Origin of the sequence: Micromonospora sp. 050-3 (assembly GCF_046549335.1) — a bacterium.
Taxonomy (GTDB): domain Bacteria; phylum Actinomycetota; class Actinomycetes; order Mycobacteriales; family Micromonosporaceae; genus Micromonospora; species Micromonospora trifolii.
In genome coordinates this window covers 718,896-734,098 of record NZ_JAJPVX010000002.1, presented here as the reverse complement: position 1 = coordinate 734,098, position 15,203 = coordinate 718,896, and the positions used below count along the sequence as shown (strand labels likewise).

Here is a 15,203-nt window from a genome sequence, read left to right as displayed (position 1 = left end):
CGGACCTCACCGAATGTCTCCGGCCTCTTCGCGATGAGGGGCGGCGACCCCGCGTACGGCCTCGGCGACGGCGCGGAAGTCCTTCTTGAGGATCGCACCGTGGTTGCTGGCGACCTTCGCCCCGATGGTGATGTGCGGGTTGCGGGCGGTCACCGCGTCGAGGCTGGCGCGGATCTGCTCCTGCTCGTCCCCCCGACTGCCGAGTGACGTTCCCGAGGCGACCACGTACCGCACCGGGACGGTGATGGCGTCCAGCACCGGGCCCAGTTCGCGCTCGCGGGAGAGTTCGCCGAGTTCGATGTTGCTGTCCGCCATCTGGTCGGCGTTCATCCGTGGGGTAAGGCCGGTCGGGCGGAGCAGCGGCATGAACAGGTTCATCCGTCGGAACATCTTGCGGATCCGCTGCGCCATGGCCTCGTCGAGCCAGTCGTGCGGGAACGCGCCGTCGACCAGGACCGCGCCCAGGGCCCGCTCCGGGTTCCGGTTGGCCCAGTGCGCCCCGACCACCGCTCCGTAGGACCAGCCCACCAGCACCGCCTGGTGCACGCCTCGGGCGGCGAGAACGGCGTCGACGTCCCGGACGGCCGCCTCGAACGAGTAGTCGGCTGAGCGCTTCGACTTCCTGCCGCGAGCCCGCTCGTCGTAGGTGATGTGCCGGAATTCGGTGCCCAGCTCGGCGATGACCCGCCGCCAGTAACCCTGGGTGGCGAACTGGCCGTTGAGGTAGACCACTGGGATGCCGGAACCGCCGGTGTCGGTGACGGCCAGGGCCGTGTCGTCGACCGACACCATGCCGGTCCACTGTGAGTTGGTCGAGGGCAGGCTGTTGTTCGTCATCTCGTTCCGTCCTCTCAGAGGCTGCGGGCGTTGATGTCGCCCTGCAGGGTGCTGGCGTGGATGTCGAGTTGGACGGTGCCGTCGTTCTTGAGGGCGTTGCTGACGCGGCCGTGGCCGGTGCCGGCGTCCAGGGCGGCCGAGACGCCGGCCGCCGCCGCGACCGAGATGTCGCCGGACTGGGTACGGAGAACGACAGTGCCGCGCATGGCCTCGGCGACAGTGATGTCACCCCGGGCGGTGCTGATCTCGGCGGGCCCGTTGAGCCGGCCGATCTCGACATCGCCGTCGATGGCGGTGAGGCGCACACTCGCGGCCTCGTCGATCTTGATTTCCCGGTACGCCCCGTCGACGGTGACGTCGCCGAGGCGGCCGACGCCCCGAAACTCGGCGCTGGCGGCCCTGGCCTCGACACGGGAGTCGGCGGGAACCCGGACGGTGACCTCCAGAGAGCCGGAGGGGCCGAAGAGCTTGTTGATGGGACGTGCGGTCGTGATTCGCAGGACGCCGTCGGCGTAGGCGACTGTGGTCTGCTCGGCGGCCCTGGTGTCGCGGCTCTTGGCGGGGTCGGCCGGGACGACCTCGACTGTGGTGTCGGCGCGGTCCGCGGCGATGAGCTGGATGCGTCCGGCGGGGATGTCCAGGACGGCGGAGATGGGGGCGGGTGTGTCGAACGTCTGCATCGTGCTCTCCCAGGTTGGTGCTTGTTTCCGATACGGGAAACGCTACGTTGCTTTCCATTTTTTGCAACACCCATGTTGCAGTGAAGGTGCGTTTTCGCTGCTCTCGCTCGTAAAACTGTTGCAACAGCCCTGAATCTAATGCAACACGACACCAGCCATCGTTGCAATGGTCTGTAGGTTAACGCTATGGTGGCGGAGTCTGGGGCTGCGGCCTTACGGGACCACGAGGGAGATTGCGATGCCGGGAGGCAGGCTCACCCAGCAGGAACGCCAGCAGATCGCGCTGGGGCTGGCGGACAGCCTCCCCTACGCCGAGATCGCCCGACGCCTCGACCGTCCCACCTCGACGATCACGCGCGAGGTGATGCGCAACGGCGGCCCCACCGGCTACCGCGCCGATCTGGCCCACCACGCGACCGAGCGCCGCGCCCACCGGCGCAAGCCCGCCCCCTCCCTTGGGCCCGAGGCGGCCCGCCGACCGGACGGACGCGACGCCCAGGCCGTGAACGACTACGAGGAGGCGTTCGCCACCGTCCTCATGGCCTCCGGTCTGAACAAGATGGGGGCCCGGGTGTTGACCAAACTGTTCCTCACCGACTCGGGCAGTCTCACCGCGGCTGAACTCGCCCAGCGCCTCCAGGTCAGCCCGGCGTCGATCTCCAAGGCGATCACCTTCCTGGAGAGCCAGAGCCTCGTCCGCCGCGAACGCGACGAGCGCCGCCGCGACCGCTACGTCGTCGACGACGAGCTCTTCTTCCAGGCGACGATCGCCAGTGCCCGGGCCAACGATCATCTCGTCGCGGCCGCTCGGCAGGGCGTCGCCCTCCTCGGCGCGCACACCCCCGCCGCCGCCCGTCTGGAGAACATCGCCCGCTTCCTCGACTTCATGAGCGAAAGCATCACCCGCGCCGCCGAACAGGCCCGCGAGCTTCTCCGCAGCAGGCCGTCCACAGCGACCAGCCACGTGCCGCCGGGTCACAGCGACCAGGCGGCAACCCGGTCGTAGCGCGGTCGGCCGCCGAGGTGGCTACGCACCAGCAGCAGTTCCGACGCCGGCCACGATGGCCCTTCGTACCCGTCCAGGCTGGCCCGGTCGGCCTCGACGTCGGCCAGGTCCATCCGATCGCCGGGCCGGGCGACGGTCAGATGCGGCCGGAAGCTCAGCGGTGTCGCTGCCGAAGCCCAGCGCGGGCCGCCGGAAGGGCCAGCCCGGCGGCGTGCAGCACGCCCTCCACCCGGACCCGCTCGATCTCCTGATCGACGCCCTCCAGCTCGGCGAGGTGTTCGGCGATGCCGAGGGCGCGGCAGGCGAGTCGAAGCCGGTCGTCGTACGCCTGGAGCAGTGCGGTGTGCCAGACCATCGAGCGACCGGTGCCGCCGACCCGCTGGCCGCCGAGGCGGCGCAGGTCGGCGGCGAGCTGCTCGAGCGGTCGGCGGTCAGCGCTGTCGAACTCGCTGAGGTCGATGTCCCGGGTCAACGCGTCGGCCTCGATGGCCCGGTCGAGACGGGCGATCGTGCGCTTCTCCCGGCGGCGGTCACGCCACTCGGACCAGCCGCAGACCGCCCGGTCGACGATCTCGTCGTAGCAGAAGAGCAGGGCGAATGCCGCCGGCAGAATGGCCACGGCGAGGAACGCCAGGGCCAGCATCAGCGCGCGTCCGACTCCCACGTATCGACGCTAAGCCCCACCGTGCCACCTCGCCAGCGGTTTGGCCGCATCCGCGCAAAGCGCGCAACCGGACGCGGACCGGCCCGCCTCAAACCTCAGCAGTCGGTGGAGGTCACGTAGAAGCGGGGCATCGGCAGCACCCGGAACCGCAGCCGGGCACCGGAGTGGCGCAGCTGCCAGGTGAGCGCGACCAGCGCGGCGGCCAGCGAGATGAGCCCGCCCATCCAGATGCTGGCACCGGCACCGTAGTGCTCCGCGACCCAGCCGATCAGCGGCGCGCCGACCGGGTTGGTGCCCAGGAACACCAGCACCCACAGGGCCATCACCCGTCCCCGGAAGGCCGCGTCGACGCCCATCTGGATCCGCTGGTTGGCGGCCTGGGCGAAGAAGACCATGCAGAAGCCGGTCGGCACCAGCAGTGCCACCACCAGCCAGTACGCCGAGGAGAGGCCGACCAGGGTGCCGAAGCTGGCGCAGGCGATCGCCGCGCCCAGCACCAGCCACACCGACGGGCGGCTACGCCGACCGGTGCCACTGAGGGCGCCGCCGAGCGCGCCGACGGCCAGCGCCGTGCTGAACAGGCCGAAGGAGGCGGCGCCGGTGTGGAAGACCGTCTTCGCCAACGCGGCCAGGGTGAGCTGGAAGTTGAACAGCGACATGCCGATCACCGACATGATCGCCATCGGCAGCAGCAGGTCGGGGCGCCGCCACACGTACCGCAGCCCGTCGACGACCCGGGCGGACGCCCGCTCGTCGCGGGGCAGCAGGGCGTCGCGCTGCAGTTCGGTCGTCCGCATCCGTACCACGTTGACCAGGGGCGCGACCGAGCTGAGGGCGGTGAAGAGGAAGACCGGGCCCACGTCGAACGCGGCGATGGCCAGGCCGGCGACGGCCGGGCCGACGATCCGGGCGGAGTTGAACACGGCGGCGTTCAGCGACAGCGCGTTGGGCAACAGCGGCGTGCCGACCAGTTCGGAGACGAACGCCTGCCGGACCGGGGTCTCCACAGCGTTGGCCGTGCCGAGCAGCGCGGCGAAGGCGAAGACGTGCCAGAGCTGCACCAGGTCGGTGAGGACCAGCACCGCCATGCCGAGCGCCAGCAGGCTCCAGAAGGCGTTGGCGGCGAAGAGCAGCACCCGCTTGTCGTACCGGTCGGCGAGCCGACCGGAGAGCAGGGTGAGCAGGAGCACCGGGGTGAACTGGCAGGCGGTCACCACGCCGAGCGCGGTCGCCGAGTTGTTGGAAAGCTCGAGGACGAGCCAGTCCTGGGCGATGAACATCATCCAGACGCCGATCAACTTGATCAGCTGCCCGGATGCGAAGAGGCGGTAGTTGCGGACCTGTAGGGACTGGAACATCGTGCTCAGCTTCGCCTGCACTCTTGGTGCGCCTCCTCCGGACGTACGCGTCATCGACAGGTGACGGCACGGACCCGGTGGCGCGGGTGCGGCTCAGGCGCGAGCGAGCTGCTGAAGAATCTCGGCGGCCCTCTGCAGGGTCTCCCGTTCGTCTTCGTCGAGTGCGGCCAGCCGGTGGGCCAGCCACTCGTCGCGGGCCCGCTCGAACTGGTCGAGCACGGCCTGCCCTCCTTCGGTCGCCGCGAGGATGACCTGCCGCCCGTCGGTCGGATGGGGTGTCCGCCGCACGAGGCCGCGGTCCTCCAACTTCCCGACGATCTTGGTCATCGTCGGCGGCTGCACCCGCTCAACGTCGGCCAGCTCCCGGGGTGTCATCGCGCCCGCCAGCCGCAGGCTGGTGAGCGCGGAGACCTGGGTGACCGTGAGGTCGCCGACCGGTCGGGCCTGTCGGACCCGCCGGTTGAGTCGGGTGATCGCATCACGCAGCTGGGGAGCCAGCTGCGCCGGTGGCACGCGTTCCGCCGTCACCGTCCGCTCCGTCACAGTAGTTAGCTTAACTAATGAGCATGGCTAACGACATCCGTTATGACCAGGCTCACGAGGGGATTCAGATGGTACGGGCGGGGAATCCTGATCGACTCCCCGCCCGGATGTGCCTCAGAGCACCAGGGACTCGATCGGCCCACGCAGGAAGTACAGCACGAACAGCGCGGCCACCCCGTACAGCAACGGGTGGATCTCCCGGGCCTTGCCCCGCGCCAACTTGACCACCACGAAGGTGATCAGGCCAGCGCCGATCCCGTTCGAGATCGAGTAGGTGAACGGCATCAGCACGATGGTGAGGAACGCCGGAATGGCGATCTCGTAGTCGGACCAGTCGATCGTCCGCACCGCTGTCATCATCAGGAAGCCGACCACCACCAGGGCCGTCGACGCCGCCTCGAACGGCACGATCACGACCAACGGCGCCAGAAACATCGCGAGCAGGAAGAGCGCGCCGGTGACCAGGTTGGCCACACCGGTCCGGGCGCCCTCCGCGACACCGGCGGCGCTCTCGATGTACGACGTGTTGCTGGAGGTGCTGGCCGCACCGCCGGCCGCCGCCGCGATCGAGTCGACCAGCAGGATCTCCTTGGCCTTCGGCGGGGTGCCCTGCTCGTCGAGCAGGCCGCCCTCCTGGCCGACCGCGACCATCGTGCCCATGGTGTCGAAGAAGTCCGTGATCAACAGCGTGAAGATGAACATCAGCACGACCAGCCAACCGGCCCGGCCCCACGAGTCGAACACGTTGAACTTGCCGAGCAGCGACAGGTCCGGCAGGTCCACCACCGACTTCGGCAGCTCCGGCACGTTCAGCGACCAGCCCTTCGGGTTGGGCTGACCGTTGACGAACGACGGGCCGATGTTGCCGACCGCCTCCACGATCACCGCGAGCACCGTCGAGGCGAGGATGCCGATCAGGATCGCGCCCTTCACCCGACGGACCACCAGCACCAGCGTGATCAGCAGGCCCACCACGAAGACCAGCATCGGCCAGCTCACCAGCTTGCCGCCGATGCCCAGGCCGACCGGAACTGTGGTGTTGGCATCATCCGGGATGCGTCGGACGAAGCCGGCGTCCACCAGGCCGATGATGGTCAGGAACAGACCGATGCCGACCCCGATCGCGCTCTTCATCTGGGTTGGCACCGAGCGGAACACCGCGGTCCGCAGACCGGTGAGCACCAGCACCGCGATGATCAGACCCTCGATCACCACAAGGCCCATCGCGTCGGCCCAGGTCATCTCGGGGGCGATCTCGTACGCCACCAGCGCGTTGACGCCCAGACCGGCGGCGAGCGCCAGCGGGAACCGGCCGACCACACCCATCAGGATGGTCATCAGGCCGGCGACCAGCGCGGTCGCGGCAGCCAGCGCGGGAATTGGGAGGCTCTTGCCGTCACCGTCGACGGCGCCGCCCAGGATCAGGGGGTTGAGCACCACGATGTACGCCATCGTGAAGAAGGTCGCCAGGCCACCGCGTACCTCACGGCTCAACGTCGAGCCACGGGCGGAGATCTCGAAGAAACGGTCGAAACCGTTACGCGGATGAGCGGGGTTGGGAGGTGTGCCGTTCTCGGGCGGCGCTACGGCCATCAGGTCCTCGCAGGTGATCTTCCAGTTGTCGCGCGCATCGTCCCAGATCGTCGGTGGGCAGGGGAAGTAGATCCCGTACGCTTGCCGAATGCCGAACGAGCAGCCACCGCGGCCCGCACCACTGGATCCGCCGATGGTGCCGTTCGCCCTCGCCGGGTTGATCGCGTGGGCGGTGGCCGGGCTGGTCCTGCTGATCTTCTTCCGGGGCTGGCTGACCGACCACGGTCACCAGAACTGGCTCTGGACCTGCCTCGCCGGTTTCCTGTGGGGTTTCCCGGGCCTCGCCGTGATGATGCGCCACGACGCCAACCGACGCCGCCGCCGCGTCAGGTGAGCTGGCCGCCGCGCCAGAGCACTCCGGCACGGACGATCAGGAGTGCCCGTACGGCTCCGCCGGCTCAGCCGCCTCAGCCGCCTCGACCGAGCCCGGGGCCCGGCTGACCGACATGGCCTCCACCGCGCTGTCGTCGTACACAGTGGGCAGCTCTTCGACAGCGGTCTCGGCCGCCTCGATCAACGTCTCGGAGTGGGCGCCGCAACCGTGGTCGGCGCTCACCACCCGGCCGTCGTCGGGGGCGTAGAAGTTGCCGCACGCCCCGAATGCCTGCCGCATCGCACCGGCCAGCGGCAGGTAGAAGCCGCAGGTGCCGCAGCGCGCGGCGGACGGAGCGGCGGACGAGATGGCCGCGGCGGGGCCGTGGTCACCTTCGTACCAGCGCTGCGCCGTGTCGATGCGGCCCTCCCGGGAGAGCACCCGGGCGCGCCCGAGGCCCAGCTCCCACGCCGTCTCCTCGACCGCCGGGTCGTCGGAGAGCAGGTAACCGGGGACCAGTCGATCGTCGTCGGGCGAGGTCGGGAGCAGGTCACCCGGACCCAGGTCGCCCGGCTTCAGCCGCTCCTGCCAGGGCAGCCAGCCGGGCGCGAGCAGCGCGTCCGGGCCGGGCAGCAGGACCGTCTCGCAGATCGTCACCGTCTTGCTGCGCGGCACCCGGGTGACGGTGACCGCCCAGCGCCAGCCGTTGTAGCCGGCGAGGCGACATTCGAAGTAGTGGGTGACCAGCCGATCGCCCTCGGCAACGACCTGCAGGTGGTCGCCGACATCGTCGGCGTCCACCTCGGTGATGCCGGCGCGGGCCACCTCGACGGCGGCGGCGCAGACCTGGTCGAGACGGGCGGCACGGGTGGAGACGGGCCTGGTCACCTCACCATTGTTCCCCATGCGCCTCGCAGGGGTGACAGGGACTCCCGGGGAACCTTTCCCAGCAGTGGTGCGGCGTACCCGGATCAGATGGGCGAGGATGGTGCACATGCCGTCGTACTCCCGCTCCGGGCGATCCGTCCTCGGGCGGACCGTCGGCACCGGCATTCGCGCTATCCGTCTGCTACTGCGCGGTTCGGTGGGCAGCGGCCGCTGGGTGACCCGCCGGGCCGGTCGGGCCCGCGCCCGGGGCGCCGGCGGCGAGGTCGGCATGGTTCGCCTTTTCGACCTGCACGCGGTGTCCTGTGCCGGTGACACTCTGATCGCCATCGGGCTGGCCGGCACGATCTTCTTCAACGTGCCGCTCGGCGAGGCCCGCAGCAAGGTCGCGCTCTACCTGCTGGTGACCATGGTGCCGTTCGCGATGCTCGCCCCGGTGGTGGGCCCGCTGCTGGATCACTTCCGGCACGGCCGGCGGTACGCCCTGGCCGCGACGATGCTCGGCCGCGCCTTCCTGGCTTGGCTGATCTCCGACTACATCCACGGCTTCGGGCTCTATCCGGCCGCGTTCGGGGTGCTCGCGCTCTCCCGGGCGTACGGCGTGGCCCGCTCCGCGGCGGTGCCCCGGTTGCTGCCGGAGGGCCTCGGCCTGTCCCAGGTGGGTGCCCGGGCCAGCGTCTACGGCACGGTCGCGGGCGCGCTGGTGGCGCCGATCGGGTTGGCCGCGTTCTGGTTCGGGCCGCAGTGGCCGCTCCGGGTCGCGTCGGTGATCTTCCTGGTCGGCATGGTGATCTCGCTGCGGCTGCCACCGAAGGCCGACTCGGAGCCACCGGAGCGGGTCCCCCGGCCACTGCGCGCGCTGGGCCGCCGCCGTGGTGATCGCCCCTTGGGTCGGGGCCGACCGTCCGGCCGGCTGGTGATCGCCACCCTGATCGGCGCGGCGACGCTACGCGCGCTCTACGGCTTCCTGCTGCTCTTCCTCGCCTTCGCCATCAAGAAGGGCGACCTGACCACAGTGGTGTTCGGCCGGGAACTGGGCGCCGAGTGGGCGTTGGGCGTGGTCGGCGGCGCGCTCGCGGTCGGCACCTTCCTGGCCACCGCCATCGGCACCCGACTGCGCATCCACCGGCCGACCGCCATCCAGTCCAGCAGCATGATCATCGTGGCCGGGGTGGCGGTGCTCGCCGTCATCCAGTTCTCGCTGCTGATGGTTGCCCTGCTCTGCCTGGTCGCCGCGCTGGCGAGCGGGATAGCGAAGCTGGCAGTGGACGCCTCGATCCAGGAGCGCATCCCGGAACGGCTGCGGGCCAGTTCCTTCGCCCACTCCGAGACGGCGCTGATGCTCGCCTTCGTCGCCGGCGGCGGGCTCGGGCTGGTGCCGTTCGATGGTCGGATGGGCATCGCCGTGGCCGCCGGGGTCGGCGTACTGGCCGCGATCCGGGGTGTGCTGGCCGCCGCCCGGCTTCGCGGCGAGAAGCTGGCCGGCCGACCACTCGGTGACGACGAGTTGACCGAGGACGAGCCGGCGGACGAGCCCGGCGACCCCGCGCCCACCTCACCGGCACCGGCCCAGACCAGCTCACCGCAGTACGACGACCCGAGCCTCGCCCCGCCGGGCTACCACATCTACCGCCCGTCGTCGGCAGTTGGCGGCCCGGGTGGCGGAGCCGACGACGACACCCGCCGCGAGTCCCCCGGCTCACTCTCGTGACCGGTCTGCTGGTGGTGACGGCGGTCCCCGCCGAGGCGGACGCGGTCCGCGCCGGGCTGACCGACCGCAGCGTGACAGTCACCCCGATCGGTGTGGGCCCGGCCGTCGCCGGTGCCGCCACCGCCCGGCTGCTGGCGCTGGCAGAGGCCGCAGGCCGCCCGTACCGTGCGGTGGTCAGCGCCGGTGTGGCCGGCGGCTTCACCGGGCGGGCCGAGGTCGGCGACACGGTGCTCGGCACCGCCAGCATCGCCGCCGACCTGGGCGCGGAGTCGCCCGACGGCTTCATCCCGGTCGACGAGCTGGGCATGCCGTCCGCGTTGCTCGGTGCCGGCAGCAGGGTGCCGGCGGACCCGGGCCTGCTGGCGGCACTGCGAGCTGCCCTCCCGACGGCCACGGCCGGCCCGGTGCTCACGGTCAGCACCGTCACCGGCACCACGGCCAGCACCGACGAACTGCGCCGGAGGCATCCGGAAGCGGTCGCCGAGGCCATGGAGGGGTACGGCGTGGCGGTCGCCGCGGCGCAGGCCGGGGTGCCCTTCGCCGAACTGCGCACCATCTCCAACCCGATCGGCCCCCGCGACCGGGACGCCTGGCGGCTGCGCGAAGCCCTGGCCGCCCTGACCGCAGCAGCCCCGGCACTGCGCTGACCCGGGCGACGTTCAGGAGCAACAGCGTTTGCCAGGGTGGCCCAGACGCAGTGCGGTTGGGCGGCGTGCCTCGATCTCGAAGCCGCACGCCAGCAGCAGGTCGGTGCCGGATCCCTCGGCGACAGCTGCCGCGTCGTCGATGCCTGCCTCACGCATCCCGATCACCAGTGCGGAGACCAGCCGACGCCCGAGCCCCAACCGCCGGCCTCGTCGGTGTGGTCACTCGCCTCGGTCACAGGCCGATGTTCCCGGCCGGTCGACGAGCTATCAACACCCCGCGCCAACCTGTGGATAACGCTGTGGAAAACCTCTCCAACCGGTGGACGGCCTACTCCCGCGATCCCTTTGGAGCTGAATCGTTTGCGGCATCACCACCATCTCGGGGCCCTCAACTCCGGACCACGGGCAGCGACGCTGGGCGATTCGTTGACGACATCAGCTCCAAAGGGGGACTGGGAGGTGGGTGCTCGCCCCTGCTGGGCCAGTCGCGGATCACAGTCGTGGGGTGGGCACGGACCCCGTGCGGAGGGCGGGGCTACCGTGAGGGTGTGGCGCTCTCCCTGGCGATCTCGCCCTGCCCCAACGACACGTTCGTCTTCCACGCGCTGGTGCACGGGCGGGTGCCCGGGGCGCCGCCGGTCGAGGTGACGTACGCCGACGTGGACGTCACCAACACGGCTGCCGAGCGGGGCGCGTTCGACCTGGTGAAGGTGAGCTTCGCGGCGCTGCCCTGGCTGCTCGACGACTACCACCTGCTGCCCTGCGGCGGCGCCCTCGGTCGCGGTTGCGGCCCACTGGTTCTCACCCGGGGCGACCGTGACGGCGGGCCGGACCGCACCGACCTGACCGGCGCCACGGTGGCGGTGCCGGGCGATCGGACCACCGCGTACCTGCTGTTCCGGCTCTGGTCAGCCGGGCGACCGCCGGCCCGGATCGAGGTGGTCCCGTTCCACGAGATCATGCCGGGCGTGGCGGCTGGGCGCTACGACGCTGGGCTGGTCATCCACGAGGCGCGGTTCACCTACCACCGGCACGGGCTGAGCGCCCTTGTCGACCTCGGCGAGTGGTGGGAGGCCGACACCGGCCTGCCCATTCCTCTCGGCGCGATCCTGGCCCGACGTGGGGCGGTCGACCCGGAGGCCGCGGCCGGCTGGGTCCGCGAGTCGGTCCGGCAGGCCTGGGCGGACCCGGCGGCCAGCCGGGAGTACGTGCTGGCGCACGCCCAGGAGATGGAACTCGACGTCGTCGACCGGCACATCGGCCTCTACGTGAACGAGTTCACCGCGGACCTGGGCGAGGCCGGTTTCGCCGCGGTGGCGGCACTGCTCGACCGGGCCGCCACCGCCGGCCTGGTGCCTCAGACCTCCAGCTCGCGGGCCACCGCGTGGACCAGCTGAGCGATCTTCTGCGCGGCCTTCTTGTCCGGGTACCGACCCCGGCGCAGGTCCGGCTGGACCTTCGCCTCCAGCACCTTGATCATGTCTTCGACCAGGCCGTGCAGTTCCTCGGCCGGCCGACGGCGCAGCTCCGACATCGACGGCGGCGCGTCCAGCAGCTTGACCCCCATGGCCTGCGCGCCCCGGCGGCTGTCCACCACGCTGAAGTCGACCCGCTGGCCACCCTTGAGGTCGGTGACACCCGCCGGCAGCGCCCCCTTGGGCAGGAACACGTCGCCGCCCTCGTCACTCGTGACGAAGCCGTATCCCTTGGCCGTGTCGTACCACTTCACTCGACCCGTAGGCACCTGAAAACCCCTGCTTCACTTGAGCCGCTACTGCTCCAAGGCTAGCTGGATCATCCGGTCGAGCGCCGCTGGGAATTCGGTGAGCTCGTCCAGCACCACTTCCGCCCCGGCCGCGCGCAGTTCATCGGAGGAGCACGGGCCGGTCGCCACACCGATGCCGGGCACTCCGGCCGCTGCCGCCGCCACCATGTCCGCGACATGGTCACCGACGTAGTGGGTCGCGCCGTGCTCCCGCAGAGCGGTCGCCTTCTGCTCGGCGAACAGGTCGCCGGCCAACTCGTCGACCGCGAGACCGAGGTGGTCCAGGTGCAACCGGGCCAGCCGGCCGATCTTGGACGTGACGACCAGCACCCGGCCACCCCGCGAACGGGTGGCGTCGATCGCCTCCCGCGCGCCGGGCAGCAGGAGCGTCGGGGTGATCGCGTACGCCGGGTAGAGCTCGCGATACACCAGAACAGCCGACTCGACCTGCTCCGGCGGGAACCAGTGCGCGATCTCGGTACGCAGCGGCGGCCCGAGCCGGGACACCGCCAGTTCGGCGTCGACCGGCACACCGGTTCTCGCAGTCAGCGCCCGGTACGCCGCGGCGATGCCGGGGCGGGAATCCACCAGGGTCATGTCGAGGTCGAATCCGACGGTCAGTGCGGGCATGTCGAGAAACGTACCGGCTACTCCCAGTCGGCCGGACGTCCGAGGGGCGCGGAAGCCCGGTGCCGGGCTAGCGTGGAAAGACGATGACCACCTCACTCGCCGACCACCTGCGGTCGCTGCCCGACGAGTCACTGGCCGCGCTCCTCCAGCTGCGGCCCGACCTCGTCGTGCCCGTGCCAGCCGACGTCTCCGCCCTGGCCATCCGGGCCCAGTCCCGGGTCTCCGTGGCCCGCGCGCTGGACGGTCTGGACCAGTTCACCCTCCAGATCCTCGACGCCGCCCGCCTCACCCGGAACCCGGACGACGCCACCACGGCCACCGACACAGTGCTCGCGATGGCGACCTCGGGGCCACAACCGCCGGCTCCGACGGCCGTCCGGGCCGCCGTGGGCCGACTGCGTGCGCTCTTCCTGCTGTACGGCCCGGAGCACGCGCTCCAGGTGGTGCCCGCCGTCGACGAAGTCGCCCCGTACCCCGCTGGGCTCGGCCGGCCGGCCGCGGAGCTGGACCCGCGCACGGCCGCGCTCTGCGCGGACCCGGCGAAGCTCCGACGGACGGTGCTCGCCGCCCCGCCCTCGGCCCGGGCGATCCTGGACCGGTTGGCGGCCGGCCCGCCGGTGGGCAGCGTGCCGCCGGGGGCGTTGCAGGCGCCGCCGCTCGGCGCGGCCGACCCGGTCCTCTCCGACCCGACAAACGGTGGCGCGCCGACCGGCTCCCCGGTGCGGTGGCTCGTCGACAACCGGCTGTTGGTCCCGGTGACGACCGGCTCGTCCACGGCCAGCGGAACTGTGGAACTGCCCCGCGAGGTCGGCCTGCTGCTGCGCCGCGACAGTGGCCCGCTCGGGGCGCTGCGCACCAGCCCACCGCCGGTGGCCGCCGCGCCGCGCGAGCCGAAGGCTGTCGACTCGGCCGGGGCCGGGCAGACCATGGAGGTCGTCCGGCACACCGAAGGGCTGCTGGAGCAACTCGCCGACGAGCCTGCACCGGTGCTGCGTTCCGGTGGCATCGGGGTGCGGGACCTGCGCCGGTTGGCGCGTGCCACCGGGCTGGACGAACCGACCACCGCGCTGCTGCTGGAGGTGGCGTACGCGGCGGGGCTCCTCGGTGAGCTGGAGATGCCCGGTACGACCACCGGCCGGTACGGGGCGGATCAGCAGGTGCTGCCGACCGGCGGGTACGAGGTGTGGCGGGCCGCCTCGCTGGCCCAACGGTGGGAGCAGCTCGCCCGAGCGTGGCTGACCATGACCCGGCAGGTGGGGCTGGTGGGCCGCCGCGACGACCGGGACCGACCGATCACCGCGCTCTCCGCCGAGGCCGAGCGGGCCAGCGTGCCGGCCACCCGACGGGCGGTGTTCGGCGTACTCGCCGATCTGGAGCCGGCGACGGCGCCCACCCCGGAGGAGGTGCAGGACCTGCTGGACTGGCGGGCTCCGCGTCGCAGCCGGGGCCGGGACGCCGCCCACCGGGAGGTGCTGGCCGAGGCCGCACAGCTGGGCGTGACGGGGCTGGGGGCGCTCACCTCGTACGGTCGGCTGCTGCTGGGGGACCTGACGTCGACCGAGCGGGGTGACGACCCGCTGGGCGTGCACGCGGACGTCGAGAGCGGCGACCCGTCCGGTGCCGCGAGGGCGCTGGACGCCCTGCTGCCCGCACCGGTCGATCACTTCCTGGTGCAGGCCGACCTGACCGTTGTGGTGCCCGGCCCACCCGAGCCGGCGCTCGCCGTCGAACTGGAGGCGATGACCGAGCTCGAGTCGGCCGGCGGGGCCAGCGTGCACCGGGTCACCACGGCGAGCGTGCGGCGTGCCCTGGATTCCGGCTACACGGCCGACGACCTGCACGACGTGTTCCGGCGCCGGTCACGTACACCGGTGCCGCAGGGGCTCACCTACCTGATCGACGACGTGGCCCGTAAGCACGGCGGGTTGCGGGTCGGCCTGGCCGGGGCGTACCTGCGCAGCGACGACGAGACGCTGATCAGCGAGGTGTTGGCAGACCGGCGGCTGGAGTCGTTGGCGCTGCGCCGGCTCGCGCCGACGGTGCTGTGCACGCAGTACCAGGTTGGTCGGCTGCTGGGCGCGCTGCGCGACGCGGGGTACGCCCCGGTGCAGGAGGACGGCACCGGCAGCACGGTGCTGGCCCGGCCGCGAATCCGGCGGGCTCCGCCCCGGGTGTCGGTCACCACCCGGACGATCGACCCGCTGGCCGCCCCGAAGCTGCCCATGCCCCGGCTGCTCGGCGTGGTGGAGCACATCCGACGAGGTGACGCGGCGGCGCGTGCCGCCCGGCGGGCCCCGGCGGTGGTCCGTGGCGGGGCGCCCGGGCTGGGCGGCGGCCCGGTGCCGGCGCACACCCACAGCGAGGCCCTGGCGGTGCTCCAGCAGGCGGTCCGGGACAAGGCGCTGGTCTGGGTGGGTTACGTCGACGCGCACGGGGCGACGGCGTCACGCCTGCTCAAGCCGGTTTCGATCGGTGCCGGCTACCTGCGGGCCGAGGACGAACGGACCGAGATGCTGCACACGTTCGCGCTGCACCGCATCACCGCGGCGGTGGTGGCGGACTGACCGACGG

The 15,203-nt window shown here is 71.6% G+C and carries 16 protein-coding genes and 1 pseudogene; 6 read left to right on the top strand and 11 right to left on the bottom strand.

The features are described from left to right. Positions 1 to 6: 6 nt before the first annotated feature. Both ACLJOK_RS18390 and ACLJOK_RS18385 read right to left on the bottom strand, forming a co-directional pair. Complete coding sequence (locus tag ACLJOK_RS18390) at positions 7 to 837, bottom strand: alpha/beta fold hydrolase (protein ID WP_410820009.1); 831 nt, start codon at positions 835 to 837, stop codon at positions 7 to 9. 14 nt (positions 838 to 851) lie between these two features. Next, entirely contained in the window at positions 852 to 1,517 is a 666-nt protein-coding gene (locus tag ACLJOK_RS18385) for a DUF4097 family beta strand repeat-containing protein (protein ID WP_410820008.1), read from the bottom strand. 238 nt (positions 1,518 to 1,755) lie between these two features. On the opposite strand from ACLJOK_RS18385, the gene ACLJOK_RS18380 reads away from it, so the two are divergent. Then, positions 1,756 to 2,523 carry a helix-turn-helix domain-containing protein gene (locus tag ACLJOK_RS18380; protein ID WP_410820007.1) on the top strand — a complete coding sequence of 256 codons (768 nt, stop codon included), beginning with the start codon at positions 1,756 to 1,758 and terminating at the stop codon, positions 2,521 to 2,523. Here ACLJOK_RS18380 and ACLJOK_RS18375 read toward each other — a convergent pair. From ACLJOK_RS18375 to ACLJOK_RS18355, 5 genes and pseudogenes are all read right to left on the bottom strand, one after another. After that, positions 2,493 to 2,675 (bottom strand): annotated as a pseudogene (locus ACLJOK_RS18375) (RNA 2',3'-cyclic phosphodiesterase); the annotation flags it as partial. The gene ACLJOK_RS18380 and the pseudogene ACLJOK_RS18375 overlap by 31 nt on opposite strands. 2 nt (positions 2,676 to 2,677) lie before the next feature. Beyond that, entirely contained in the window at positions 2,678 to 3,187 is a 510-nt protein-coding gene (locus ACLJOK_RS18370; RefSeq protein WP_410820006.1) for a hypothetical protein, read from the bottom strand. Positions 3,188 to 3,282: 95 nt separating this feature from the next. Further along, positions 3,283 to 4,566 (bottom strand): MFS transporter, encoded by a 1,284-nt coding sequence (locus tag ACLJOK_RS18365; RefSeq protein WP_410820005.1) that lies wholly within the window; start codon positions 4,564 to 4,566, stop codon positions 3,283 to 3,285. 72 nt (positions 4,567 to 4,638) lie between these two features. After that, the gene (locus ACLJOK_RS18360; RefSeq protein ID WP_030486369.1) at positions 4,639 to 5,088 is read right to left on the bottom strand and encodes a MarR family winged helix-turn-helix transcriptional regulator; all 450 of its coding nucleotides are present in this window, start codon (positions 5,086 to 5,088) and stop codon (positions 4,639 to 4,641) included. 114 nt (positions 5,089 to 5,202) lie between these two features. After that, entirely contained in the window at positions 5,203 to 6,681 is a 1,479-nt protein-coding gene (locus ACLJOK_RS18355) for an NCS2 family permease (RefSeq protein ID WP_410820004.1), read from the bottom strand. A gap of 88 nt (positions 6,682 to 6,769) precedes the next feature. On the opposite strand from ACLJOK_RS18355, the gene ACLJOK_RS18350 reads away from it, so the two are divergent. Further along, positions 6,770 to 7,015: a DUF2530 domain-containing protein gene (locus ACLJOK_RS18350; protein ID WP_410820003.1), complete on the top strand. Its 246-nt coding sequence runs from the start codon at positions 6,770 to 6,772 to the stop codon at positions 7,013 to 7,015. Between the two features lie 36 nt (positions 7,016 to 7,051). Here the strand turns inward: ACLJOK_RS18350 and ACLJOK_RS18345 are convergent, their stop codons facing one another. Further along, positions 7,052 to 7,990, bottom strand: coding sequence for a DUF3027 domain-containing protein (locus tag ACLJOK_RS18345; RefSeq protein ID WP_410820002.1), 939 nt, complete (start codon positions 7,988 to 7,990; stop codon positions 7,052 to 7,054). Between ACLJOK_RS18345 and ACLJOK_RS18340 the strand changes: the two genes are divergently transcribed. Together ACLJOK_RS18340 and ACLJOK_RS18335 are read left to right on the top strand one after the other, a co-directional pair. Further along, the gene (locus ACLJOK_RS18340; protein WP_410820001.1) at positions 7,989 to 9,590 is read left to right on the top strand and encodes an MFS transporter; all 1,602 of its coding nucleotides are present in this window, start codon (positions 7,989 to 7,991) and stop codon (positions 9,588 to 9,590) included. The genes ACLJOK_RS18345 and ACLJOK_RS18340 overlap by 2 nt on opposite strands. After that, on the top strand, positions 9,587 to 10,237 hold the full coding sequence (locus tag ACLJOK_RS18335; protein ID WP_410820000.1) for a futalosine hydrolase: 651 nt from the start codon (positions 9,587 to 9,589) through the stop codon (positions 10,235 to 10,237). The genes ACLJOK_RS18340 and ACLJOK_RS18335 overlap by 4 nt, the downstream gene beginning before the upstream one ends. A gap of 12 nt (positions 10,238 to 10,249) precedes the next feature. Here ACLJOK_RS18335 and ACLJOK_RS18330 read toward each other — a convergent pair whose 3' ends face one another. Then, positions 10,250 to 10,393, bottom strand: coding sequence for a hypothetical protein (locus ACLJOK_RS18330; RefSeq protein ID WP_410819999.1), 144 nt, complete (start codon positions 10,391 to 10,393; stop codon positions 10,250 to 10,252). Between the two features lie 392 nt (positions 10,394 to 10,785). On the opposite strand from ACLJOK_RS18330, the gene ACLJOK_RS18325 reads away from it, so the two are divergent. Next, complete coding sequence (locus ACLJOK_RS18325) at positions 10,786 to 11,634, top strand: 1,4-dihydroxy-6-naphthoate synthase (protein WP_112677681.1); 849 nt, start codon at positions 10,786 to 10,788, stop codon at positions 11,632 to 11,634. On the opposite strand, the gene ACLJOK_RS18320 is transcribed toward ACLJOK_RS18325, so the two are convergent. Together ACLJOK_RS18320 and ACLJOK_RS18315 are read right to left on the bottom strand one after the other, a co-directional pair. Next, the gene (locus ACLJOK_RS18320; RefSeq protein WP_196920747.1) at positions 11,595 to 11,981 is read right to left on the bottom strand and encodes a cold-shock protein; all 387 of its coding nucleotides are present in this window, start codon (positions 11,979 to 11,981) and stop codon (positions 11,595 to 11,597) included. The two genes, ACLJOK_RS18325 and ACLJOK_RS18320, sit on opposite strands and share 40 nt — an antisense overlap. Before the next feature lie 27 nt (positions 11,982 to 12,008). Further along, the gene (locus ACLJOK_RS18315; RefSeq protein WP_410819998.1) at positions 12,009 to 12,632 is read right to left on the bottom strand and encodes an HAD family hydrolase; all 624 of its coding nucleotides are present in this window, start codon (positions 12,630 to 12,632) and stop codon (positions 12,009 to 12,011) included. Between the two features lie 83 nt (positions 12,633 to 12,715). Here ACLJOK_RS18315 and ACLJOK_RS18310 point away from each other — a divergent pair, with 83 nt between their 5' ends. After that, positions 12,716 to 15,196, top strand: coding sequence for a helicase-associated domain-containing protein (locus ACLJOK_RS18310; RefSeq protein WP_410819997.1), 2,481 nt, complete (start codon positions 12,716 to 12,718; stop codon positions 15,194 to 15,196). Positions 15,197 to 15,203 lie beyond the last annotated feature (7 nt).